Origin of the sequence: Enhygromyxa salina (genome assembly GCF_002994635.1) — a bacterium.
Lineage (GTDB): Bacteria > Myxococcota_A > Polyangia > Nannocystales > Nannocystaceae > Plesiocystis > Plesiocystis salina_B.
The window spans coordinates 133,149-156,004 of record NZ_PVNL01000100.1 but is presented as its reverse complement, the minus strand read 5'-3'; the positions used below and the strand labels follow the sequence as shown (position 1 = coordinate 156,004).

General features: G+C 70.0%; 17 protein-coding genes. 7 read left to right on the top strand and 10 right to left on the bottom strand.

Annotated features, from left to right (window positions below; all coding sequences use genetic code 11):
• Window positions 1-171: 171 nt before the first annotated feature.
• The 5 genes from ENSA7_RS24955 to ENSA7_RS24935 form a co-directional block, all read right to left on the bottom strand.
• Complete coding sequence (locus ENSA7_RS24955; RefSeq protein ID WP_106091847.1) at window positions 172-1,911, bottom strand: FG-GAP repeat domain-containing protein; 1,740 nt, start codon at window positions 1,909-1,911, stop codon at window positions 172-174.
• Window positions 1,912-2,038: 127 nt separating this feature from the next.
• Window positions 2,039-3,742, bottom strand: coding sequence for an FG-GAP repeat domain-containing protein (locus ENSA7_RS24950; RefSeq protein WP_146158101.1), 1,704 nt, complete (start codon window positions 3,740-3,742; stop codon window positions 2,039-2,041).
• 145 nt (window positions 3,743-3,887) lie between these two features.
• Entirely contained in the window at window positions 3,888-5,012 is a 1,125-nt protein-coding gene (locus ENSA7_RS24945) for a hypothetical protein (protein WP_146158100.1), read from the bottom strand.
• Between the two features lie 114 nt (window positions 5,013-5,126).
• Window positions 5,127-6,473: a FecR domain-containing protein gene (locus tag ENSA7_RS24940; protein WP_106091844.1), complete on the bottom strand. Its 1,347-nt coding sequence runs from the start codon at window positions 6,471-6,473 to the stop codon at window positions 5,127-5,129.
• Entirely contained in the window at window positions 6,473-7,051 is a 579-nt protein-coding gene (locus ENSA7_RS24935; protein ID WP_181234077.1) for an RNA polymerase sigma factor, read from the bottom strand. Before ENSA7_RS24935 ends, ENSA7_RS24940 begins: the two co-directional genes overlap by 1 nt.
• 462 nt (window positions 7,052-7,513) lie before the next feature.
• Between ENSA7_RS24935 and ENSA7_RS24930 the strand changes: the two genes are divergently transcribed.
• Together ENSA7_RS24930 and ENSA7_RS24925 are read left to right on the top strand one after the other, a co-directional pair.
• Window positions 7,514-7,942: a response regulator transcription factor gene (locus tag ENSA7_RS24930; RefSeq protein WP_106091842.1), complete on the top strand. Its 429-nt coding sequence runs from the start codon at window positions 7,514-7,516 to the stop codon at window positions 7,940-7,942.
• A gap of 103 nt (window positions 7,943-8,045) precedes the next feature.
• Complete coding sequence (locus ENSA7_RS24925) at window positions 8,046-8,324, top strand: hypothetical protein (protein WP_146158099.1); 279 nt, start codon at window positions 8,046-8,048, stop codon at window positions 8,322-8,324.
• Here ENSA7_RS24925 and ENSA7_RS24920 read toward each other — a convergent pair.
• Both ENSA7_RS24920 and ENSA7_RS24915 read right to left on the bottom strand, forming a co-directional pair.
• Window positions 8,321-8,743, bottom strand: coding sequence for an ExbD/TolR family protein (locus ENSA7_RS24920; protein WP_106091840.1), 423 nt, complete (start codon window positions 8,741-8,743; stop codon window positions 8,321-8,323). The two genes, ENSA7_RS24925 and ENSA7_RS24920, sit on opposite strands and share 4 nt — an antisense overlap.
• Window positions 8,740-9,432: a MotA/TolQ/ExbB proton channel family protein gene (locus ENSA7_RS24915; RefSeq protein WP_181234076.1), complete on the bottom strand. Its 693-nt coding sequence runs from the start codon at window positions 9,430-9,432 to the stop codon at window positions 8,740-8,742. Before ENSA7_RS24915 ends, ENSA7_RS24920 begins: the two co-directional genes overlap by 4 nt.
• A 121-nt stretch (window positions 9,433-9,553) precedes the next feature.
• Between ENSA7_RS24915 and ENSA7_RS24910 the strand changes: the two genes are divergently transcribed.
• A complete protein-coding gene (locus tag ENSA7_RS24910; protein ID WP_181234075.1) occupies window positions 9,554-10,300 on the top strand; it encodes a hypothetical protein in 747 nt (248 codons plus the stop codon).
• A gap of 25 nt (window positions 10,301-10,325) precedes the next feature.
• Here the strand turns inward: ENSA7_RS24910 and ENSA7_RS24905 are convergent, their stop codons facing one another.
• A complete protein-coding gene (locus tag ENSA7_RS24905; protein WP_106091837.1) occupies window positions 10,326-10,676 on the bottom strand; it encodes a hypothetical protein in 351 nt (116 codons plus the stop codon).
• Between the two features lie 309 nt (window positions 10,677-10,985).
• Here ENSA7_RS24905 and ENSA7_RS24900 point away from each other — a divergent pair, with 309 nt between their 5' ends.
• From ENSA7_RS24900 to ENSA7_RS24885, 4 genes are all read left to right on the top strand, one after another.
• Window positions 10,986-12,659, top strand: a complete 1,674-nt coding sequence (locus tag ENSA7_RS24900; protein ID WP_106091836.1) for an NAD(P)/FAD-dependent oxidoreductase — start codon at window positions 10,986-10,988, stop codon at window positions 12,657-12,659.
• Complete coding sequence (locus ENSA7_RS24895; RefSeq protein WP_106091835.1) at window positions 12,656-13,495, top strand: hypothetical protein; 840 nt, start codon at window positions 12,656-12,658, stop codon at window positions 13,493-13,495. The genes ENSA7_RS24900 and ENSA7_RS24895 overlap by 4 nt, the downstream gene beginning before the upstream one ends.
• A 239-nt stretch (window positions 13,496-13,734) precedes the next feature.
• Window positions 13,735-21,111: a thioester reductase domain-containing protein gene (locus tag ENSA7_RS24890; RefSeq protein ID WP_181234074.1), complete on the top strand. Its 7,377-nt coding sequence runs from the start codon at window positions 13,735-13,737 to the stop codon at window positions 21,109-21,111.
• Window positions 21,108-22,244 carry an alpha/beta hydrolase gene (locus ENSA7_RS24885; protein ID WP_106091833.1) on the top strand — a complete coding sequence of 379 codons (1,137 nt, stop codon included), beginning with the start codon at window positions 21,108-21,110 and terminating at the stop codon, window positions 22,242-22,244. Before ENSA7_RS24890 ends, ENSA7_RS24885 begins: the two co-directional genes overlap by 4 nt.
• 62 nt (window positions 22,245-22,306) lie before the next feature.
• Here ENSA7_RS24885 and ENSA7_RS24880 read toward each other — a convergent pair whose 3' ends face one another.
• Window positions 22,307-22,573, bottom strand: coding sequence for a hypothetical protein (locus ENSA7_RS24880; RefSeq protein ID WP_146158098.1), 267 nt, complete (start codon window positions 22,571-22,573; stop codon window positions 22,307-22,309).
• A 2-nt stretch (window positions 22,574-22,575) separates the two neighbouring features.
• The gene (locus ENSA7_RS24875) at window positions 22,576-22,845 is read right to left on the bottom strand and encodes a hypothetical protein (RefSeq protein ID WP_106091831.1); all 270 of its coding nucleotides are present in this window, start codon (window positions 22,843-22,845) and stop codon (window positions 22,576-22,578) included.
• Window positions 22,846-22,856: the final 11 nt, after the last annotated feature.

Here is a 22,856-nt window from a genome sequence, read left to right as displayed (position 1 = left end):
CAGCCCAAGGGGAGCGAGCGAAGCGAGTGACCGCGCAGTGCGAAACCCTCTGCGGGGGTCATACCAGAGCCCCCTTCTAGGGGGCCAATCATACCCCCGCGCACAACCAGCCCACGGGGAGCGAGCGAAGCGAGTGACCGCGCAGTGCGAAACCCCCTGTGGGGGTCATGACTAGTCCGAGGGCGCCGACTGGCACAGCGGGCCTGTGTAGCCCGGCGGGACGTTGTTGCGGAAGCTGTTGCTGGTCGCGGTCTGCCAGTGTGGCTGCTGCTCGACCGGGACCGTCGCGTCTTCGCGGATGTTGGTCACGTGGTACGCGTGCTGGTTCCAGATCCGCCGCGTGGGGGCGAACCGGTCGTCGGCGTTGTGCACCAAGATGACGCTGGCGTGCTCTTCGAGCTCGCCGTAGCCGTCGATTGGCTCGCTGCCCACGAGGATCAACTCGGCGGCACCGTCATTGTCGGCGTCTGCGATGACGGGGTTGGCGGCCGAGGGGCGGGCCCGGCGCTGAATTTGCGCGATCGCGTCGCCCTGCGCGCCGTAGATTCGCACCCACTCGAGGTCTGCGAACACGGTCTCGGCGGTGCCGTCGGCCAGGAAGTCGAAGCCCGTCGCGGCGCCGCTGGAGTCGTTGTTGACCTTGACCGACCACAGGGTCTCGCACTGACCGTCGACGATCGTGCTCGCGCGCAGCCATGTGCCGTGCCGGGCGAGGATCTCCGCCTTGCCGTCCGAGTCGATGTCGAGGATCGAGACCGGCATGCCCTTGCCCGGGCCCGCGGCTGGACCACAGTCGATCTTGGCCTGCCCGTCGTGCTCGATCACGTAGTGGCGCGCCGCCTGGATGTAGATCTCTGGGTACTCGTCGTCGTCGAAGTTGGCGACCGCGGCGACACCCAGGTTCTTGTTGCCGGGCAGCGGAAGCTCGAACAGCTCGGTGCCGTCGGCGGCGTAGACACTGCGGCCGAACAAGACCTCGAGCGTGCCGTCGAGGTCGAGGTCGGCGGCGATCGGGACCGAGTCCCCAGGTGGTGGGTCGAGCGGCGCCCACAGCAACACGCCGTCGGCCGAGAGCACGTGCTCGGGGGCGAGGATCTCGGGGCTGCCGTCGGCGTCGAGGTCGGCGATCGCCAGGGCACCGCCGCCATCGGACCAGACCCAGGTGTCGCTGACCCAGCGCACGCTGCCGTCGGCGTCGAACGCGATGACACGTCGCTCACCGACCTGGCCGAGGACCTCTTCGCTGCGCTCGAACGCGAGGATCTCTGGGATGCCATCAGCGTCGAGATCGGCGAGGGCCGGGGTCGCCGTGGCGTCGACGGGGTGATCGAAGACCAGCTTGGACTGACCGGTGTTGGAGTCGAGCAGGTAGATGTGACCCGCTGGCGGCGGATCGCCTTTGTTCTTTCCGCCGCCCGACAGATCGACGGCCACGACCAGGACGTCGGGCCGATCACACAGATCCACGAGGCCGTCGGCGTTGTCGTCATCGAAGTTGCCGACCAGGGGTGTGACGATCACGCTGTCTTCGCCCGCGGGGCCCGTCCACTTCCACGCGACGACTGGATGCATGTCGACGCTGGTGGGCCCGACCTCGCACGGAAGCGGCGCGTCGAGGTGGCTGTCTGGGACCACGCACGCCTGCGCCACAAACTCGTCGTCGCCGGGGTCGGGCAGGTCGAGCGAGGGCGAGCCGCTGGTACCGCCGTCGTCTTCGGGGTCCGTGTCGCCGCCGTCGAAGCCCGACTCTGTCTCCCCCTCGATACCTTGCTCGCTCGTGCCCTCCCCGCTCGCGCCATCGTCGAGGCCGGGCAAGATCGCGATGCCCTCGACCGTGCACCCCGCTACGCCGAACGCGACCGCGCAGGCGAGGTGCGCGGCGAACAGCGGGGCGGTGAATCGAGCAGCCATTGGTGACACTGGATGATATCGCAAACGCAGCCGAGCAGCGAGTGGAAAGTTCGCTGCCCACGGTTGAGCCGTCTATCGAATGGCGCCTGCAAGCGGGCGAGAAGCCTCGCCCGAGCTGAAAACAGCCTCATGGCCCTTCGGCCGGCAGCGGCGCGGGAATGCACATTTCGCCTTCATACACGTGGCTATTGGTACGGAAGCTGTTCTCGGTGTGCCAATGCGGGGGCTCGAATGCAGGGACCCGGCCGATCTCGTCGATGTTGCTGTGGTGATAGGTGTGTTGATTCCAGACCCGCCGGGTGGGCGCGAACCGATCGTCGGCGTTCTGCAGCACGATCAGGCTGGCGGTCGCCGACTTCGCGCCCAGCGGCGCGCTCGACACGATCAGAATTTCGGCGGCGCCGTCGCCGTCGACGTCGGCGACCACCGGGTTGGCGATGCTCTCGCGCGCGGTGTGGGCGAGCTGAAACAACAGCTCGCCGGTCGACGAGTACAGCTGGATCCGTGAGCGGTCGGCGTAGATCGCCTCGGCGTGACCGTCATCGAGCAGGTCGAACAGGGTCCCGCTCGACATGCCCTCGACCGCGTCGGTCTTCTTCGACCACTTGACGATGCAGGCGTCGGCCTCGAGCGCGAGCACGTAAAATTTGTCCTGGAACCCGAACAGCAGCTCGGCTCGACTGTCGCCGTCGAGGTCGTAGATCGCGACGGGGTAGCCACCCGCGCCCGAGATGTCCACGTTGCCGGTCGGGCACACCGCCTTGACGCTGCCGTCGTGCTCGAGCACCGCGTGCTCGCCGTCGTGCTGCACGTAGAGCTCGGGGAACTCGTCATCGTCGAAGTTGGCCACGGCCACGCTGCCGCGATCTTGCGGGACGGTGGGCGTGTCGAACCGCCAGCTGCCGTCGTGGTCGTAGGCGGTGCCGCCGAACAGCACCTCGAGATCGCCGTCGAGATCGAGGTCGACGGCGACCGGCATCGAGAGCGACATCGCCGGGTTGCTGGGCGCCCACAGCAGCTGCCCCGCCGCGTTGGTCACGTACTCGGGGGCGAGGATCTCGGGGCTGCCGTCGTTGTCGAGATCCGCGATCGAGATCGCACCGCCGCCGCGGGAGACCTGCCAGTGTTGGCCGGCCCACGCGAGCTCGCCGTCCGCGTGAAACGCCATCAGGCGCCGCTGTGACGGCTGGTACGGGCTGTTTGGACCCTGAGCTTGCAGCGCGACGATCTCGACGACGCCGTCGCCGTCGAGGTCGGCGAGCGCCGGGTTGATCGAGGCGTCGATCGAGGTGGGGATCACACGAGTCGTCGCGCCGCTGGCTCCGTCGATGACGTGGAGGTGCCCGACCGGCCACGGATCGGTCTTGCCAGGTGGCAGCTGCACGGCCGCGACGACGACGTCGGGCCGGTCGCAGAGATCGACGAAGCCGTCGCCGTTGTCGTCGTCGAGGTTGGCGACCAACGGGGTCACCACCACGCTGTCTTCTCCGCCGGGGCCCGTCCACGTCCACGCCGTGACCGGTGCGATCACCTCGCTCGGGGCCGCCAGGTCACACGGGAGCGCGCCGTCGAGCTGCTCCGGGCTGATCGTGCACACGGGCGTGGGCTCGAGCGCGGGGTCCTCGGGCAGATCCGACGGGGCCCCGCCGTCGTCGGCTTCGCCTGAATCAGCGTCGGTCTCGGTCCCGGTCGCGGTCACCACCCCCGAGTCGCTGAGGCTGCCCTCGCCGGTCTCGGTCTCGGCTGCCAAGATTGCGTGACCTGGGACGCTGCATCCAACGCCAACCACCAACAACGGCGTCAGCAACAGGGAGGTGGAGTTCGAGCCCATGGCCAGGTGCTAGGCAGCTGCGGAGCAGCTCACCGTTCAACATACCACCGGGTGACACAACTGGGGCGCGCTCGAGCTCACTCGATCACGGGATCGCGTCGCGCTGCAACCGATGTACGGGTGATCACAACCCGGACGACGACGCTCAGATCCAAAACTCCAGGCCCAGCGACCCGGTCGCAAACGGCAGCCCGTAGCCCGCGACGACCTCGTCGACGAACACGATGGTCGGCTGCGGCAAGATGACGCCGACGTAGCTGTCGAGCCTGGCCCACAGCCGGGGCGTGAGCTCGAAGCCCAGCCCGAGGTGCGCGTGGGAGGCGAAGCCGGCGAGCACGGTCGTGTTGCTGCGAAGCGGTGGCGTGGCGGCGCCGACGATCCCGGTGATCGCCGCGCCGAGCCCGAGCCCGAGCTCTGGATGAAACCACGACGCGCCGCCCGGCAGCCGCAGCTGCGGCTCGATGAACGCCATACCCACGAACACGCGCGCGCTGCCCTGCTCGTTGGCCACGCTGTTGCCGAGGCTCGGCAGCCAAACGGACACGCGCAGCGCAAACCGTTCGCGCGGGGTCCAGCGGCCGGCGAGCTCGATGTGGGTGGTGGCGCCCAGCCCACCTGGACCGCCGCCGATCATCGGGGCGAGGCTCAGGGCGCCGCGGGCCGGCTGCGATCGGTCTGGGGGCTGGTCGGGGACCGGAGGCCGCTCGCTCTCGGTCGCTTGCTCGCCCGGGTCATCGGGCTCCGGTGGATCGCCGCGTGGGGCGTCACGGGCGAACTCGAGGCGTGACGCTCGCAGCAGCTCGACCGCCGCGATCGCGAGGGTCCGCGGCTCGGCCTGCTCGGGATCGAGGGCGAGATCGAACCGGCGCGTGAGCGTCTTGCCCGTGGCCCCGTCGGCGACCCAGACCTCGATGCGTTGCTGGTCGATCGCAATCTCGATCGCCGCGCTCGCGCCCGCCTGCTCGAGCCGATCGAGCAGCTCGGTGCCGAGCACGGGCGCGTCATCGGGGACGTCGAGCAGCTCGGTGTCGAGCGCCATCACGTCGAGTTCGGCGCGCAGCCGAGCCGTGACGTGCTTGTCGTCGGGCACCACCCGGATCAGCACCAGCTCGGTCTGAGCTGAGCTCGGCACATCGCTGGTGGGCTCGGGCGGTGTCGCTGCCGCCGCCACGCTCGCGCACATGAGCAGCGCGCACACGCCCGCGAGCACCACCGTGGACCGCCAGCGTGTCGCTGTGCTCGCCCGAGCCGAAATCAGTTCGCTGCCCAAGGTGAACCAGTCTACGACGGTGCCTGCAAGCGGGCGAGAAGCCTCGCCCGAGCTGATAACAGCCTCGCCCGAGCTGATAACAGCCTCGCCCGAGCTGAAGACAGCCCGCTGCCCTCAGCGGGCGAGGATCTTAGCAGCCTTGTCGGCGTGCGGGCCCTTGGGGAATCGGGCGAGGTAACGCTTGGCTGCTTCGCTCGCGTCACCCTTGCGACCGAGAGCGTCGTAGCTGTCGATCAAGCGGGCCAGCGCGTCACCGGCGAGTGAGCCGTTGGGCAGCTCGACGAGGTACAGCTCGAACCAGCTCGCGGCCTTGGCTTGTGAGCCGCTGGTGGCGGCGAGCCGACCGAGCGCGAACGCGGCCTTGCCTGCTTCATCGCTGGCCGGGAACCGCTCGCGCAGCTGCTCGAGCAGCTTGCGCGCGTCGTCGCTGTGCTTGGTGTAGTGGGCGACGTCGGCGAGGTCGAGCAGGGTGTTCGCGTTGGCGTGGGTGGCCTCGGCGTGGATGCCTCCGGACAGCTGGGCGAGGGCCTGCCACGCCGCGGCGTAGTCGCTGTTGTCGAAGTGCTGGTCCCAGCTCAGCTGCTTGGCCTGCGCAGAATTGGGCTTGCTCGCCCCGGTGTCTGGATCTGCGCTGGCGACTGGGCCGAGCGGTTCGTCGCTGACTTCCGTAGCCTCACCCTGACCGACGCCCTCACCCGTCGGGATCCCGCCGGGATCCGCACCGATCGGGTCGGCGATCAGGCTCTCGGGCTCGATCGTCGCCTTGCCCCGCTCGCGGATCAACGTGTCGCCGCCGCGCAGGTTGGTGACGTCGCCGTCGGGTCCCTCGACGCGGACCGAGCCTTCGATGACCGCGACTCGAAAGCTCTGGACCGTGGGCTCCCACGCGACGCTGAACTGGGTGCCGGTCACGTGCACCTGCCACGGCCCGGCGTCGACCCGCCAGCTGGTGTCGCGCTCGTGGTGAACCGCGAGCGCGACCTCACCAGCGTCGAGCACCACGACCGCGCCGTTGCTGCGGATATCGTCGAGGTGCAGGCGCCCCCCGGGCGACAGCTCGACCGCCGTGCTGTCCGAGAACGCGAGCAAGCGGCTGGTCTGCTCGGCTGCGATCACGTCGCCGAGATCGTCGGAGGCGACCTCGGCCCCATCGAGCTCGAACACCAGCGCGTGAGCGGAGGACGGATCGCCAATGGGATCGGTCGAGCCGCTGGGCCAGCTCACGATCAGCGCGAGCGTGCACGCGGCCGCGGCCAGCGTGCCGACCCCCAGGCGCCATCCGAGCCCGCGCGCGCCTGTTGCTGGCACCACGCCAACACGGCTGCTGGCGTCGACGGCCTGCAGCAATCGAGCGCGAGCGCGGGCGTGCTCGTTGGGATCGTCGAGTCGCAGCGCTTGGTCCTGAGCCTCACGAACGGCGGTCAACAGCCGGGAAGTCGAGTCTTGATTCGTGTTGCCCATTAGCTTTCGTCTCCCAACCAATCGCGCAAGATAGGATCTTTCTTGGCCAGTCGATCAAAGGTCTTTCGTGCTCGGGCCAGCCGGCGCTTGATCGTGGACACCGAGCAGTCGCAGGCCTCCGCGATCTCGGCGAGCTCCATCGCCTCGAATTCGCGCAGCGCGAACGGGATCCGCAGATCCGCGTCCATCAGATCGAGCGCAGCGTGGGTCCGACGCAGGACCTCCGCCGTGTGGGGGCTGGGCTCCTTGGAGCTCAGCTCGGGCATCTGCGCGGGGTCGGCCGAGCGGAGCCACCAGCGACGCTTGCGTTTGCGCAGGTAGCCGCGAGCAGTGAACACCGCGATCCGGCTGATCCAGGCCTTGAGCTGCGCGTCGTCGCCCTGGTAGTTGGGCCCGCTCCGGTACGCGCCCAAGAATACGTCTTGGACCATGTCTTCCATCTCGGCGTCGCGCCCGATCGTGCGGATCAGGACGCGCTCGACGTGCCCCCCGTACAGATCAAACAGCTGGGCGATCGCTGCTCCGTCTCCGGCACGCAGCGCCTCAGCGAGCTTGCTGTCACTCGGTGCCGAAATCATGTCGACGGAGGCCGGGTGGTCTTCCGGTTCCGCTGCAGTTTCGACCGGAAAGGGGCGTGAGCTCATGTCGACGCCGGGTCGGCTAGTGTCCCACACCGCCCGCGACCTGTCATGAGTGTCCTTTAGACCAAGTACGCTCGCAAGCCGGTCCACCCATGGGCTCGCGGGGCGATCGTTGATCCGACGATCATCGCAGCCCATCGCCCCGTGCGGGTCGATTGGCTGCGAAGTCAAAGCCTCGTCGATGGTGTGGCACTGCATGAAGGTGAGGGCTCGGCGTGAAAGGGGGCCTGGCAGTCCCACCTGAGTGTCTTGCCCGCCAGTCTGGAGTTCAGAAAAATACCTTGCGTAGGCTTACATTAATTACCTGGTCCAAAGGACAGTAGCGCGAACACTGGACTCACGGTGGACACGCAAGCCTCGATTCCCGCTCTCCTCCCGCTCCGGCCCCACTGTGCCGCTGTGCCGTTTGCCCAGGCGCTGAGCGGATCGCACGCGATCTGCCTGGCGCTGCGGCCCCAGGCGCTCATCGTCGACGACTGTCGGTTCATCGCCGAGCGCATGGCCCGGGCCCTCGAGGCCAAGGGGTTCGACTGCACGATCGCGTCCGACGGCTACGACGGGCTCGAGCAGCTGCGCCGCCACCCGTTCGACCTGTTCGTGCTCGCCGTCGACACCCCGCGGGTCGATGGGTTTTGTCTGCTTCGCCAGCTGCGCCGGGACCCCGTCCACGCGGGGGCGCCTGTGCTCATGCTCAGCGCGGCGCACTCCAGCGCCGACCACGACCGGGCGATTGCGCTCGGGGCCGATGCGTATATGACCAAACCACTGCAGCTGCGACCGCTCAACGCGGTGATCGACGCCATGGCTTCGGCGCGAGGCATTCGCTGACGCAGTGACGAATGGCGTCTGCAAGCGGGCGAGGAGCTTCGCCCGAGCTGAAAGGAAGCGAGCAATGTACCGACGGTCCAAACACGAGCGGGCGCTTCGGCCGATGACGCGGGAGATCGAGCGCCAGCCACCGCACGCGGAGCTGTCCCGCGAGCTCGACGCGGTCCGACGCACGGTGGGCGGTGCTCGACCCCGCGCGCAGCGACGCCGCTATCTGTACGAGATCGAATTCTTCGACGCCCACCCGGGCCGCCCACGAGCGGCACTGGCCAGCCAGCTAGCGGTCGACGAGTCGGACCCGGCCCGCCCGCTCGATCCACGCTTGCGCGAGATCATCACCGCCGCCGCGTGCGGCTGGGTGATCGGCAGCGTCAAGATCTAGTTCTGGTGAAGAATTCCCAGGCTCTCGAACCCGCAGGTCTTGGCCAGATCCATCGCGAAGACCAGATCCTCATGCTTGCTGTTCTTGTCGGCCCGGATGTGGAGGGTGCGCTTGCCGTTGTTGGACTGGGCGCACAGGTAGCTCTCGAGCCCGCCTGGATCAACGAGGATCTGGTCGACCTCGAACGCCCCACGCGAGCTGATCGAGACGATCACGGCCTCGGTCTTCTGAGTTTTTTGCTGGTTCTTGGCGCGGGCGAGATCGACGTCGAGCGAGGAGCTCTCTTGAAACGTCGCGGTCAGCAAGAAGAAGATCAACAGCTGAAACACGATGTCGATCAGCGGGGTGAGATCGACGACGCTGCTCTGCTGGCGTCGGCGGTGGCGGAGGTGGCCCGAGTCGCGCGAGGCGATGCTCACTTGCCGGCTCCGTCGTCACTCCCGTCGCTGCCCCGGTCGCTCGCGCGCTTGCGCTGTTGCTCGAGCAGGCTCTCGTCGAGCAGCCCGACGATGCCCAGCGCGTCCTCCTCCATCTCGACGATCAGGCGATCGTTGCGGCTCTGCAGGAACTTGTAGAGGATCAGCATCGGGATCGCGACCATGAGGCCGTACGCGGTGGTGATCAGCGCGGTCCAGATGCCCTCGGCGAACACGTCGGGGGTCGCCTTGCCCTCGGCGTAGGCGTCGACGAAGCGCTGGAACACCTGGATCATGCCGACCACGGTGCCGAGCAGGCCGAGCAGCGGGGACACGGAGGCCACGGTCCCGATGATCTCGACGTTCTTGTCGAGGTGCGCGACCTCGCGCCCGCCGACCTCCTCGACGGCCTCCTTGATCTCGGCGCGGGACTTGCCGTCCGCGAACGCCTGCAGGCTCGCGACCATCATCCGCGCGATGCTCGACTGGTTCTCCTCACACAGCAGCTGCGCCTCGCTGGTCCTGCCCTTGGCGACCATCGCCCGGATTCGGTCGACAAACGCCCGGGGCACCACCCGAGCGCGCTGCAGCGAGTACAGCCGCTCGAAGAACACGAACAGGCCGATCACGGCGGCCGCGAGAATGGCCCACATGAGCGGGCCGCCTTTTTCGAAGAAGTACGCGAGATCCATGGCAGGCGGCTTGGGCCGGCAAGCATGCGACCCCGCCCGTGCAAGGGCAAATTCAGCTCTCGCGCTTTTTGCGCTCCATGTCGCTATGGACGTAGGGGCCCGCTTGCGCTTCGATAGGGGCATGACTTCTCTGCGGTTGACCGTCTCCACCATCTTCGCCTCGATCGCGCTCGGCTGCTCACCCGCGACCTTTGGGATCGGGGACACGGGGCTGGGCGAGGATGACACCGACGCGGGCGACACCTCCGAGGGAGCGACACCCGGGAGCGAGGGCAGCGAGGCCGAAGGTGGCGATGGGGATGGCGATCCCGGCGACGGCGATGGCGACCCAAGCGGTGATGGTGATGGTGACGGCGACTCCGGCGATGGCGATCCAAGCGGTGACGGCGACGGCGACGGGGACACGGGCGGGACCTGTGGCGACGGGACCGCGCAGGCGCCCGAAGAGTGCGACGGTCAGGACCTCGGCGGCCGGACCTGTGAGAGCGTCGGGTTCCTGGGCGGCGAGCTGACCTGCACGGGAAACTGCACCGTGGACACCTCGGGTTGCTACGAGCCGGGCTGCGGCAACGGGGTGGTCGAAGATGGTGAAGCCTGCGACGGCGGCGACTTCGGCGGCCTCGCCTGCGCCGACTACGGCGAGGGACCGGGCCAGCTCGCGTGCTCGCAGGAGTGCACCGTCAGCCTCGAAGACTGTGGGATTGAGGGCGACGGTGAAGACTGCGGCAACTGGGGCGCCTGTCCCCACGACGATCTCTACTGTCACGAGGGCAAGTGCTGGGACGGCAGCGTCGGCGACCCCTGCTTCGGCAACTGGCAGTGCGTCACCGACAACTGCGACGCGTTCGACACCGGCCTGTGTGAGTGATCCGGCTCCTGTCGGGGTCAGTCATTCATGGGTGTCCGCCATCGTGGAAGTCGTCGACGCCGCGCAAGGTCGCGGTCGTGGGTAGCGAGCGCGTGTCCCAGCTGCGGCCGGCGTCGCTGGTGATCAACGGGGTCCCCGCGCCGCCGACCGCCTGTCCGTGGCCATCGTGGCGCAGGTGCAGGCCGTACAGTCCCTGCTCGGCGTCGGGGAGCTCGATCGCCTCGGCGACGCCCTGCTCGACGCGGACGACGACTCCGGCCTCGCCGACCGCGATCGTCAGATCCCCGTCATGGCTCACGCGGACCGCATGCAGATCGCGCGAGGTGGGTAGATCGACCATCGTCCAGTCCAGCTGCTCGGCGTCGCTGCTGAGCATGAGGCCGCCGGCACCGACGGCGACCCGACCATGGTGGGAGAACGCGAGCCCGTGCAGCGGCGCGGCGGCTCGAGTGGTTGACCGAGCTCGAGCGAGTCCCAGCTGGCCCCGGCGTCGCGGCTGCGCAGCAGCGTCCCGCCCGCGCCGACGACCCAGGCCGTGTGGTCGCCGATGCAGGCGATCGCAAGATCGCCGCACGAGCGCCGCTGCGGCCGGCTGCGAGGGCTGCTGCACCAGTTTGAATCCATGGCCCAAGCCCGCGAGGCGCCGGTTCGAGGCCAGCTCTTTTGATCAGGGTGGGAGTCGACTATGCAGGTCGAGGTGAGCGAGCAGGCCAACCAGACCCAGTACGACGTCGCTGTGATCGGCGGCGGGTTGGTCGGGAGCATGGCCGCGATCATGCTGCGCAAGCGAGGGCTGCGGGTCGTCGTGCTCGAGTCGCGCGCGCGCGGGCAGGGGCTCAAGACGGTGGTCGGCGAGTCGCTGACCGAGGGCACCAGCGTGTTCTTGCATCACGAGATCGGCCTGGGCGAGTGGCTGCGCGAGCACTCGTTTCGCAAGTTCGGGTTCGACTTCGTGACGGCGCCGCGCGACCGCCCGGCCCCGCGGGTGCTCGACGAGTGCCACGAGCTGCTGCTCTCGCTGACCCCGCTCGAGCAGATCGCGGGGGCGTTTCCCCGGCTGATCCCCACCTACCACGTCGACCGCCCGCCGCTCGACGCCGAGGTCGCGCGGCGAGCCGAGGCCGCGGGGGCCGTGTTCATGTACGCCAGCTCGGTGCGTCGCGTGGAGCTCGGCGATCGTCACCACCGGGTCGTGGTCCAGGCCAACGCGGGCGCCGACGCCGACGCCGACGCCGAGCCATGCGTCGTCACCTGCAAGTGGGTGCTGGACGTCAGCGGCCGCCGCCGGGTGCTCGCTCGCCAGCTGGGCATCACCCACGATCTCGACGGGCTCGAGACCGCGGCGATCTGGACCCGCTTCACCAACGTCCGCCACGACCCCGAGTTCTGGCAGACCTTCCGCGGGATCGATCGTCGCCGTCACACGATCCACCTCAGCGGGCCGGGGTTTTGGTTCTGGTGGATCCACATCGACGACCACACGACCTCGGTCGGGGTCTCGTTCGACAAGACCCAGCACCAGCCTGACATCAAGTCCGACGATCGCGGGTTTTGGGAGATGGCCCAGAAATTCCCGGCGTTGGTCGAGGCGCTCGCGGGCGCCGAGCCGACCGAGCCGTTCTCGTACTACGCGAAGCTCGGCCACCGCACCGAGCACTGGGTCTCGCCCGCTGGCTACGCGCTGATCGGCGACGCCTCGGGCTTCGTCGACGCGCTCTACTCGATCGGGATCGAGATGGCGTGTCGGCAGCTCGTCGCGGTCGCGCCGCTGATCACCGCGGCCTGCGCGGGGGAGCAACCGTGCACCACGACGATCGCGGGCCTCAACCGCGACCACGAGCTGATGCAGGACTCGGTCCGGCTGCTCAACAAGTTCAAGTACGAGCAGGCCTGGCATCAACCGCACGTGCTGATGCAGACGGCGCTCTACGAGCTCGGTGAGATCGCGGAGCTGTACCACCTGCACCCGGCCGAGCTCTGGACGCCCAAGCTCTTGGCTCGGCACTATCGCCTGCAGTGGAGCAGCGAGACCCGGCGTCGCCGGTTGGTGCGGTTCATGACCGCGGCCCAACGTGACGGGGGTCGCGAGGGTGTTGGCGAGCGCGGGCCGCTGCTGGCCAAGGCCCTGCTCCCGGGGCGCCTGGTCTACGCGGTCACGTGGCCGCTGTGGCACCTGCCGAGGGCCCGCCCCTACTTCTTTATCATTACCCGGCTGTGGGGCTACATGGAGCGCCTCGCTCAGCGCCTGCGACTGTGGCCCGACTTCCTGAAGCTGATGGCGGGGCCGCGCGGCGCTCGATCGCCGCAGCTCGATGTCCACCCCGAGCCAGCTGGCGCGGACGGTGAGCCGAGCACGTGAGCGTCCGACGGCCTGATCGGGAGTTCGAGGCGGTCGCGGATCTCGACGCGCGGCTGGTCCCGCAGCTGCGGGCGATTCCGTACTTTCGCGAAGCCACGGCCGCCGAGGTCGACGGCTCGTTCGCGGCGTACCAGCGCGGCGATCCTGAAGCGCTGTGCCGGGTCTGGGCCGAGATCGCCGAGCCGACCCGGGCCACGCTGCCGCCCGTGATGCGGTTCGCGTACGCCCGCGCGGGTCTGGCCCCGCGGCTGCTCAACGCCGCGGTGTTCCTCGACTCGCTGCGCGCGGTGCTGGGGGCCGGCGAGCGGTTTCGCGGGCGGCTGCGGGCCGACGTCCAGGCCGCGCTGCGCTCGGAGTTCCCGTACCTCGAGCGACGCCACGAGCACATCCCGGCCAGCGAGCCCCCGTCGGCGACGCCACCGTTCGAGTTTCCCCAGGTGTTTGCGAGCTATGTCGAGCATGTCGAGCTCGACGCCAGCCGGGCCCGCTGGCAGCTCGCCGTCGGCCTCAACGAGGTTCAACAGGCCTGCTACTCCGACTTCGCGGCGCAGTTATTTCGGCTGCCCGAGCTGCATCGGCACGCGGCCCGCGAGCGCGAGCTGGCCTGCAATTACTTCGGCCACTGGGCGCCGCGATGCACCCTCGATCTGTGGCGCGAGACCATCCTCGTGCTCGATGCCCTCAACGCCGCGACCTTCGAGCTGGTGTGCGACCACCTGCTCCCGCGCGCGATGGCGCCGGCGCAGTTGGTCGGCAGCCGGACCCGACGCGCGCAATGGCGCGAGTTCGTGGCGAACCTCGACACGCCGCAATGGTTGCTGCCAGTGCCCGAGTGAGCCGCGGCGTCGGGCCGCGCGATCGTGCGCAGTGGCGCGCCGGGTGGGTATCGCGCGTCGCATGAAACGAGCTCACCGCCCACCCGCGGTGTAGTGTTTGTGATCGATCAAATGCACGCGATGGGTTCCTGCGCGGAGGGGACTTGGGATAGAGTCTCGAATCCGTGTGGTCGAGCGCGCGAGGGTCGGCGTTGAGCCGCCCGCCCCAGACTCTGGCCGAATTGCTGGAGCTGCGAGCCGTGAGTCACTCCGGCGAGGGCTATTCGTTCTTGCTGAGCGCGGACGTCGAGGGCCCGCGCGCGCAGCTGAGCTACGCGCAGCTGTATACGCGGGCGCGGACGGTCGCCGCGATGCTCGACGCGGCTGGGGCTGGCGGCGAGCGGGTCGTGCTGGTGTTCGGTCCGGGGCTCGAGTTCATCGTCGGCCTGTTCGCCTGCTCGATGTGTGGCGCGGTCGCGGTCCCGGTCTATCCGCCCAACCCCTCGCGGCTCTACAAGACCTTGCCCGTGCTCGAGGCCATCGCGATCGACGCGCAGGCTCGGTTCGGCCTGACCAGCGCGGATCTGATGGAGATGACCCGGGCCGTCGCGCAGCAGTCCGAGGGCCTCGCTAAGCTCGAGTGGCTGTCGACCGCCGACGCAGGTGACGCCGCGAGCTGGACCCCGCCTCCGCTCGATCCCTCGCAGCTGGCGTTCTTGCAGTACACCTCAGGCAGCACCGGGGAGCCCAAGGGCGTGATGCTCAGCCACGCCAACTTGCTGCACAACGAGGCCATGATCCAGGCCGGCTTCGGGCAGCGCGACCGGGCCCGGGTCGTCGGGTGGCTGCCGCTCTATCACGACATGGGCTTGATCGGCACGGTCATCAACCCCATGTGGGTCGGCGGCAGCGCGCTGTTGCTGTCGCCGATCGCGTTCCTCAAGCGACCGATGCTGTGGCTCGAGGCGATCTCGAGCTTCCGCGCGCGGACCAGCGGCGGCCCCAACTTTGCCTACGATCTGTGCGTGGATCGTCTGAGCGTCGATCGGGTCGATCGGGCCGAGCGGGCCGAGCAGCTCGAGGCCCTCGATCTGTCATGCTGGGAGGTCGCGTTCAACGGCGCCGAGCCGGTCCGCGCGGCGACCATGCGGCGGTTCAGCAAGGCGTTCGCGTCGACGGGCCTCAACGCGCGGGCGCTGTTCCCCTGCTACGGCCTGGCCGAGTCGACGCTCGCGGTCACGGCCGTCCGCGTCGGCGGCGGGCCGACGGTGCTCCACGCCGATCGAGCCGCCCTCGAGGCGGGCCGCGCAGAGCTTGCCGACTCGGCGGGTTCAACGGTTGGGGTCGATCTCGTCAGCTCGGGCCGACCGCTGCCGGGCTCGGAGGTCGCGATCGTCGACCCGGAGGTGCTCGCGGTACTCGACGACGGGCAGGTCGGCGAGATCTGTGTCCGCGGCTCCCACGTCGCCAGCGGCTACTGGGGCCGGCCGGTGCTCTCGCGCGCGACCTTCGGGCTGGAGCTCGTCGGTGATCAGCAGGGGCCGTGGCTGCGCACGGGCGACCTCGGGTTCATGCACGAGGGCGAGCTTTATGTGTGTGGCCGTCGCAAGGACCTGCTGATCGTCCGCGGCCGCAACCTGCACCCCCACGATCTCGAGCAGGCGATCGGCGACGCCCACTCGCAGGTGCGGCCCGGCTGCGTGGTCGCGTTCGCGACCGAGCACGATGGCCTCGAGGAGGTCGTGATCATCGTGGAGGTGCGCGAGTCGACCCCCAGCGATCGCTATCAAACGATCCTCTCCACCGCGCGCGAGGTCCTGGCCGACGGGTTTGGCGTGCGGCCGCTCGACGTCCTGCTGGTCCCCCCCCACACCCTGCCCAAGACCTCGTCCGGCAAGCTCCGGCGCAGCGCCGCGCGCGAGGCCTGGCTGGCCGGTCGGCTCGAAGCGCTCGCGCACAGTGACAGCCAGGATCGCGCGGCCCAGGAGACCCGAGCGGGCGGGGTCGATCCGCCGCGGGATGTGGTCGAGGCCTGCGTGCTCGACATCTGCGCCGAGGTCCTGGGCCACCCCGGGCTCACCCGCACCGACGACTTCTTCAAGCTCGGCGCCGACTCGGTCGCGATCGCGAGCATGACCGCGAAGCTCGAGGTCATGCTCGGCCGCGAGATCACGCTGGGCGCGGTGTTCGACGCGCCCTCGGTCGCCGGTCTGGCCGCGTGGCTGCGCGAGGAGGGCTACGACACCACCCAGCTGCGCGCGCGCGAGCTGCCGCTGACGGCCGACATGCAGCGGTTGTTTCGGGTAGCGAGCGGATCGGGGGCGGGCGCGGCGGGGCTCCCGGCCGACACGCTGTACCTCGCCGCCGCGTTCTCGCTGCGCGGGGGCGGGACCGACGGGCTCGACAGCTGGGCGGAGACCTGGGGCGCGGGCCGAGCTGGGTCCGAGCCCGACGTCGTCAGGGCGCTCGAGCTCGGGCTGCAGGCGTTCGCGGCTCGCCACGCGGCGCTGCGGACCTCGTTCGTGCTCGACTCGATCGAGCACCCCAACGTGATGTGCCAGCGGATCGCGGCCAACGTCCAGATCACGCTCGAGCGCGAGCCGCTCGCGGGCCTCGACGAGTTCGAGGCCGTGTACGCCGAGCAGGTCCGTCGGCCGATCGCGCTGGACCGCGCGCCGCTGTGGCGGTTCGTGCTGCTCGAGCATCCCGGCGCCGAGCCGGTCCTGTGCGTGGTCGCCCACCACCTGGTCTCGGATCACGCGTCGTTTCGCGTGCTCGTCAACGAGCTCGAGGCCGACCTTCACGGTGAGGCGCGCGCGCCCGGGCCCCCGGACGACGGCGCGCTCGCGCGGCTCGCAACCGAGGCGCACGGGGACCCGCACGGGGCCCAGTTTGGGGCTCAATTTGGGGCGCAGTTTGGGACTCAGGGCGACGCCCTCGAGGCCGAGTCGTTCGCGGGGATCGAGCCGCTCTCGTTCGTGAATTTCACCGGCCGCTCGCCCGACGCTGGCTACGCGGCCAAGTCGTTGTTCGTCGAGCTCGACGCGGCGACCCACGCGGGCATCGACGCGCTCGCGCGCTCGCTCGGGGTGCTGCCCGCCGCGCTCGGGTTCGCGGTCCTGCAGCTGCTGTTGCACCGGGTCTGCGGGGTCGAGCGGTTCGTGGTCGGGGTCCCCGTCGATCAGCGCATCGCGCTGGGCAGCCCCGACGCGGTCGGCTACTTCGGGGTCCCGGTCCCGATCGCGTGCCGCGTCAACGCGAGCGACACCCCGCGGGTCCTGGCCCGTCGCTCGCAGGGGCAGCTGCGCCGGGCGATGGACTCCCCGGGCCTGCCGGTCTCGGTCTCGGCCTCGCTCGAGCGCGCGCTCGGCTGCGTCCCCGGGGTCCCCGTGCTGCAGGTGCTGTTCAACGTGCTGCCGGCCAACGAGCACGCCCGCGGGGCCAGCCTGCGGCGCCTGCCGATCGGCCCGGTCTCGATGGACATCGATCTGTCGCTGTCGCTGGTCCGTGGGCCGCAGGGTGGATCGATCGAGCTGCACCACCGCGCCGACGTGCTCGATCGCCAGGGCGCGCGGGCGCTCGTCAACGCCTACGTCGAGCTGCTCTCGACGCTCGCGCGCGACGTCGACACCCCGCTGTCGCACCACGCCTGGCCAAGCAGCTGCCCGGCCGCGCCGACCCGCCGACGGATCGCGCTGGCCGCCACCTTCACCGCCGAGCCGATGATCCCGATCATCGTCGGCTGGGGCCGGCTGTTCGAGTGTCCGTTCGAGGTCGAGCCCGAGCCCTACGCCCAGGTCATCCAGCCGCTGCTCGATCCCGCCAGCGCGCTGCGCTCGGAGGACGTCGTCGCGCGGGTGCTGCTGGTCCGGCTGGTCGACGTGTTCCGGGCCCGCGCGGTCCCGCCTGGGCTCGACGACTATCGCGACTGGTGCGCGGACTTGCTCGACGCGGTCCGCGAGGCGGCCAGCGCCGGCCTGATGATCATCGGCTTGCCGCCGTCCGACGCGTCCGAAGATCTGCTGGCGCTCGAGCGCGAGCTCGGCGAGGGCCTGGCCGCGATCTCGGGGGTGCGGGTGCTCGGGCCCCAGGCCATGCTCGCGGCCCTGCGGGTCGAGTCGCTGTTCGATCCCCAGGCCGACGCGCTCGCTCACGTGCCGTTCACGAGCCCCGCCTACGCGGCGTTCGCCACCGCGATCGTGCGCGAGCTGTGGCGCCACGATCGGCAGATGCTCAAGCTCGTGGCGGTCGACGCCGACAACACGCTGTGGGCCGGGGTCGTCGGCGAAGACGGGCCCGCGGGGCTCGACCCCGCTCCGTTCGCGCCGCTGCATCGACGCCTGAGCGAGTGCCGGGCGGCGGGGGTGCTGCTGGCGATCGTCAGCAACAACGATCCCGATCTGGTCCGCGCCGCGCTCGAGCGGCCCGAGCTGCCGGGCGCCGACGACTTCGTGGCGATCGAGGGCGGCTGGGACAGCAAGGCCGCGCGGCTGATCAACCTGGCCGAGCGACTGTCGCTGGGCGTCGAGAGCTTCTGCTTCCTCGACGACAACGAGGTCGAGGTCGCGGCGATGCGCGACGCGTGCCCGGAGGTGCTCGCGTTCGTGCTGCCCAAGCAGCAGCTCGCGGGCCAACCCAGCGACGGGGGGCCGGGCTTCATCGAGCGGCTGTGGGCGCTCGACGTCGACGCGCGCACCAACGCGGATCTCGAGCGTCCGCGTCGCTACGCCGAAGAGCGGGCCCGCCGGTCGTCGCGTCGGGCCGGGCAGGGCCACATCGAATTCGTCCGCAGCCTCGAGCTGTCCGTGGTCGCGCGCCCGCTCGAGCGCCACCTCGAGCGCGCCGCCCAGCTGAGCGCGCGCACCAACCAGTTCAACCTGCGCAAGCGCCCCCGCACCGCCGACGAGCTGGCCAACGAGCTCGAGCAGCCCGACGTCCGCGCGACCGTGTTCGAGGTCCACGATCGCTTTGGTGACTACGGGATCGTCGGGCTGGTCGTCGCGCGCCTGCGCCAGGCCGAGCTGGTCGTCGAGACCCTGCTGCTCAGCTGTCGGGTGCTCGGGCGCGGGGTCGAGCTCGAGCTGTTGAAGTGGCTGGCCGAGCAGGCCGAGCAGGTCGGGGCCGCGACCGTGCGGCTGCTGGCCGAGCCCTCGCCGCGCAACACCCCCGCGCGTCGGTTCGTGCGGCGGGTCGGTGACGCGGGCGCGGGTGAGTTGGTCGAGGGGCTCGGCGGCGCGCTCGAGCTGCGGATCCCCGCCGCGGGGCTGCGCTCGATCGGCCTGTCGGCGCTGCTCGAGCGGGTCGAGCACGCGGCCGGCGACTCGACCTCGCGCCGGCTCGACATCGATCGGCGCCTCGAGGCCAAGCGGCTCGGGTGGATCGCCAGCGAGCTGGTCACCGGTGAAGACGTGCTGCGTGCGTTTGGCGTGCGCTGGCTGCAGCCGGGGGTCGGCGGCTCGACCACGTCCGAGGCCGGAACCACGCTGGCCCGCGAGATCGCGGCGCGCATGGCCGCCCTGCTGCACCTCTCCCACTTCGATCTGGACGCGGAGTTTCTGGCCGCGGGGGCCAGCTCGCTGACCGCCGTCGAGCTGCTCGCGGATCTGCGCCGCGAGCTGGGGCTGCAGCTCACGCTCGACGACCTCGTCAACGCACCCAGCGCGCGGGCGCTCGCCTCGGTCGCCGCAGGCACCCTCGACGCGGGTGTGCCTGCCCGCGAGCTCCCGCTGCCCGAGCGGATCGCAACCGACGCGCAGCTCGATCCCACGATCTTCCCGGCGGGGACGGGGGCATGGGCGTGGAGTGGGCCCGGGGCCAACTCAGCGGGTCCGTCAGCGGGTCCGTCAGCGGGTATGGCAGCGCGTCTGCGGCCGGGGTCGAGCACGACGGCGCCCGCCGTGCTGCGCCGGGTCCTGCTCACGGGCGTGACCGGCTTTGTCGGCGCCCACTTGTTGTTCGAGCTGCTGCGCCAGACCGACGCGACGGTCGTGTGTCTGATCCGAGCCCGCGACGCAGAGCATGCGTGGGAGCGGCTGCGCGCGGCGGTCGAGCGGGTCGAGCTGCCGTGGTCGATGGCCCTGCGCCGCCGCGTCGAGGTCCAGCCGGGCGATCTCACGGCACCGCGGCTCGGGCTCGGCGGCGACAGCTGGCGGCGCGAGGCCGAAGAGCTCGACGCGATCTATCACTGCGGCGCCGCGGTCAACTTCGCCCAGCCCTACGAGCTGCAGCGCGGGCCCAACATCGAGGGCACGCGCTCGCTGATCGAGCTGGCCTGCGCCCAGCGGCCGACGGCGATCCACCACGTCTCGACGATCGGCGTGCTGGTCGGCGCGGGCTGCCTCGCGCGCGACGTGCTCGACGAAGACACCCTGCCGGGGCCCGGGGCCGCCCTGCCGATCGGCTACCAGCAGAGCAAGTGGGTGGCCGAGCGCCTGGTGCTCGAGGCGGGCGCCCGCGGGCTGCCGGTCGTCGTGTATCGGCCGGGCACGATCGGGCCCCACTCCACGACCGCCTGCCACAACCCCGACGATCTGTTCATGCTGTTGCTGCGCGCGTCCGATCGCCTGCGCTGTCTGCCGGACATCCGTGACGTCGACGTGGCCCCGGTCGACTGGATCGCCTCGATGATCGTCGCGGTCTCGCTCGGCGGCGCGAGCTCGGGCGACGTGCGCGGCCGGATCCTCCACCTGGTCAACCCCGCGCCGGTCTCGATCGCGCAGATGCACCAGTGGTACGAGCTCGGCGGCAGCGGCATGCGGATCCGTGACTTCGAGGGCTGGCTCGAGGCGGTCCGCGCCGAGCTCGGCGAGGATCCCGACCACCCGCTCTCGGCCCTGCGCGCGATCCTTGGCAGCGACAGCGGCCGCGAATTTTGTCGGCTCGTCAACCTCGCGCCCCGGACCGACGCGCGCCGGGCCACGCAGCTGGCCGCGCAGCTCGAGCTGCCGTGTCCGCCGCTCGACGCCGCTCAAATGATGCGCTGGGATCGAAAGCTGCGCGCGGCCGGGCTGCTCGAAGATCGCCTCGACGCGGCTGGCGTTCCGGCCCGCTACATGTGGTTTCGCGAGCACCTGATCGGCGCGGCCGCCGGCCCGAACGGCCAGTCCACGCCGCTCGAGCTCGACTTCACCGCCTCGGTCACCAGCTTGCGGCAGCTGCTCGACGATCGCCGCATCGACGTGTCCGGGCGGGTGCTGTGCCCGGCGCTACACCCGGCGCCGCTGCAGGTCCGCGACGGGCACTGGTGGGTCCGGCCCAACTCCGGGCTCGGCCGCCCGCGCTCGAGCGAGGCCACGCTCATGCGGATCCGGGTCGAGCTGGTCGACGAGGACGGCCGCGAGCTGTGGCTCGAGGGCCACAAGGTCGCGCGGCCCCGGTTTGATCTGTGGCGTCAGAGCCGAACCTTCGAGCTCGAGCTGGGTGACGCGAGCGGCACCCTGGTGTCTGGCCAGGCCGCGGTCGAGGGCAAGACCTGGGTCGAGGACCAGGTCTACAACGTCGAATTTCACCCGGACGTGCCCGAGGCCGAGCGCCGCCGCGCGCGGCTGTTGTACCTCGCGTGGCTCGGCGGCAACATCGGGCGGACCTTCTACGATCTCGCGCTGCGGCTCGGGGTCTCGGTGGTGTCAGGTAAATGACCGCGCTTCGACCCCTGATCGCCGACGTCGACGCCGAGCTGCGCGAATTCCCGCTGCTGACGGACGACGGGCTGACCCTGGGCCTGACCCGATTTCGCCGCGGCCCCAGCGATCGCAGCGTGGTGCTGATCCACGGGCTCACGACCTCGACCGACATGTTCGTGATGCCCGAGCACGACAACCTGGTCGAGTCGCTGCTCGACGCGGGCTGGGGCGACGTGTGGTCGATCGACTGGCGCGGCAGCTTCCGCCTGCCCTACAACACCGACGCGCGCGGGTTCAACGTCGACGACGTCGCGCTCTATGATCTCCCCGCCGCGCTCGCGGCCGTGCGCCGTCACAACGGCGGTCGGCCGGTCGCCGTGATCGCCCACTGCGTCGGGGCGCTGGCGCTGAGCATGACGATCGCCGCCAAGCTCGCGGGGCCGCTCGCGGGCGTCGTCGCCAACTCGACCTTCCTGACCCCGAACCTGCCCGAGTTGTCGCGGCTCAAGCTCTCGCTGCTCCCGCGCGTGCTCGAGCGGATGCTGCCCGAGGGCTACCTGCCGATGGACCTGGCCCAGGTCGGGCTGTTGTCGCGGCGGGCTGCCCTGTTCGCGTTCGCGGCGGCGGGGTCGAGCTGCAAGGACCCGACCTGTCAGATGATCTCGTTCGCGTGGGGCTCGAGCTTGGGGCTGGCACCCGGGCTGGGGCCGGGAGCCTCGGGCCGGGCAGGGGAGTCGGCGCTGTACGAGCACCGCAACCTCCACCCCGTCACCCACGCGCGGCTGCGCGAGCTGTTTGGGCCGGCGCCGCTGAGCTTCTATGCCCACCTGCGCAAGATGGTCAGCGAGCGCGCGGTGGTCCGGCATGATCTCGCCGATGCCCGCTACGATCGCCTGCCTCGCAGCGCCCTCGACGGCCTGGCCGACTGGGACACGCCGCTGCTGCTGGTCGACGGGATGCTCAATCGGGTGTGGACCGGCTCGATGGCGCTGTGCCACGGGTACCTGGCGGATCGCCACCCGCAGATCGACGCGACCTTGATCGAGATCCCCGGGTACGGGCATCAGGACACGTTCATTGGTCGGGCGGCGGCGCTGGATGTGTACCCGCGGATGATCTCCTGGCTCGACGAACGGCTCCCGCCGTGAGACACGAGCGGGCGTCGCTTGGCTGCGCTGCCGCGTGATCGAGACGCGGCAGCAGGCGGTGATCACAGCTTTGTCAGCGAGTGACGAACCTCGTAGGTGGTCCCATCGCGGGTGTAGCGGATCGTGGAGGTCTCGGTGTCTCGATCGATGGTGAGCTGGGCGCCGAGAAGGTCCGTATATTGCGGATCGAGGCGATCGTAGATGGTGTCGTGGAGCCGGTACACGCCAGACTCGACCAGATCGAGCGTACCGCAGTCGTAGGTGATACAGCTGGCCACTTGGGCGGCGCCCGCGAGCAACACGAGGCAGGTTGTGAGTCGAACAGTCATCACTATTCTTCCTTCTCGAGTTCGAAGCCTTGGTCGTCTACGTGCAGCACGCGTGGACCGTCGAGGTAGATCTGGCCGATGCTTGACCAGCGGTCCTGCTCCTCGGTGGCGTCACCAGGGCCGTCTATGACGATGAGCACCGGATCGACGAGTTCGAGGCCCTCACCCCCCGGACATGACACGGCCTGTGCGGGCAAGCTGCACAACGTTGCCGTCGTGAAAAATGCGGAGAACAAGAACGCGACTCGGTGTCGCAGCGGGTGCGGGGTCATGGGTGCCGAGA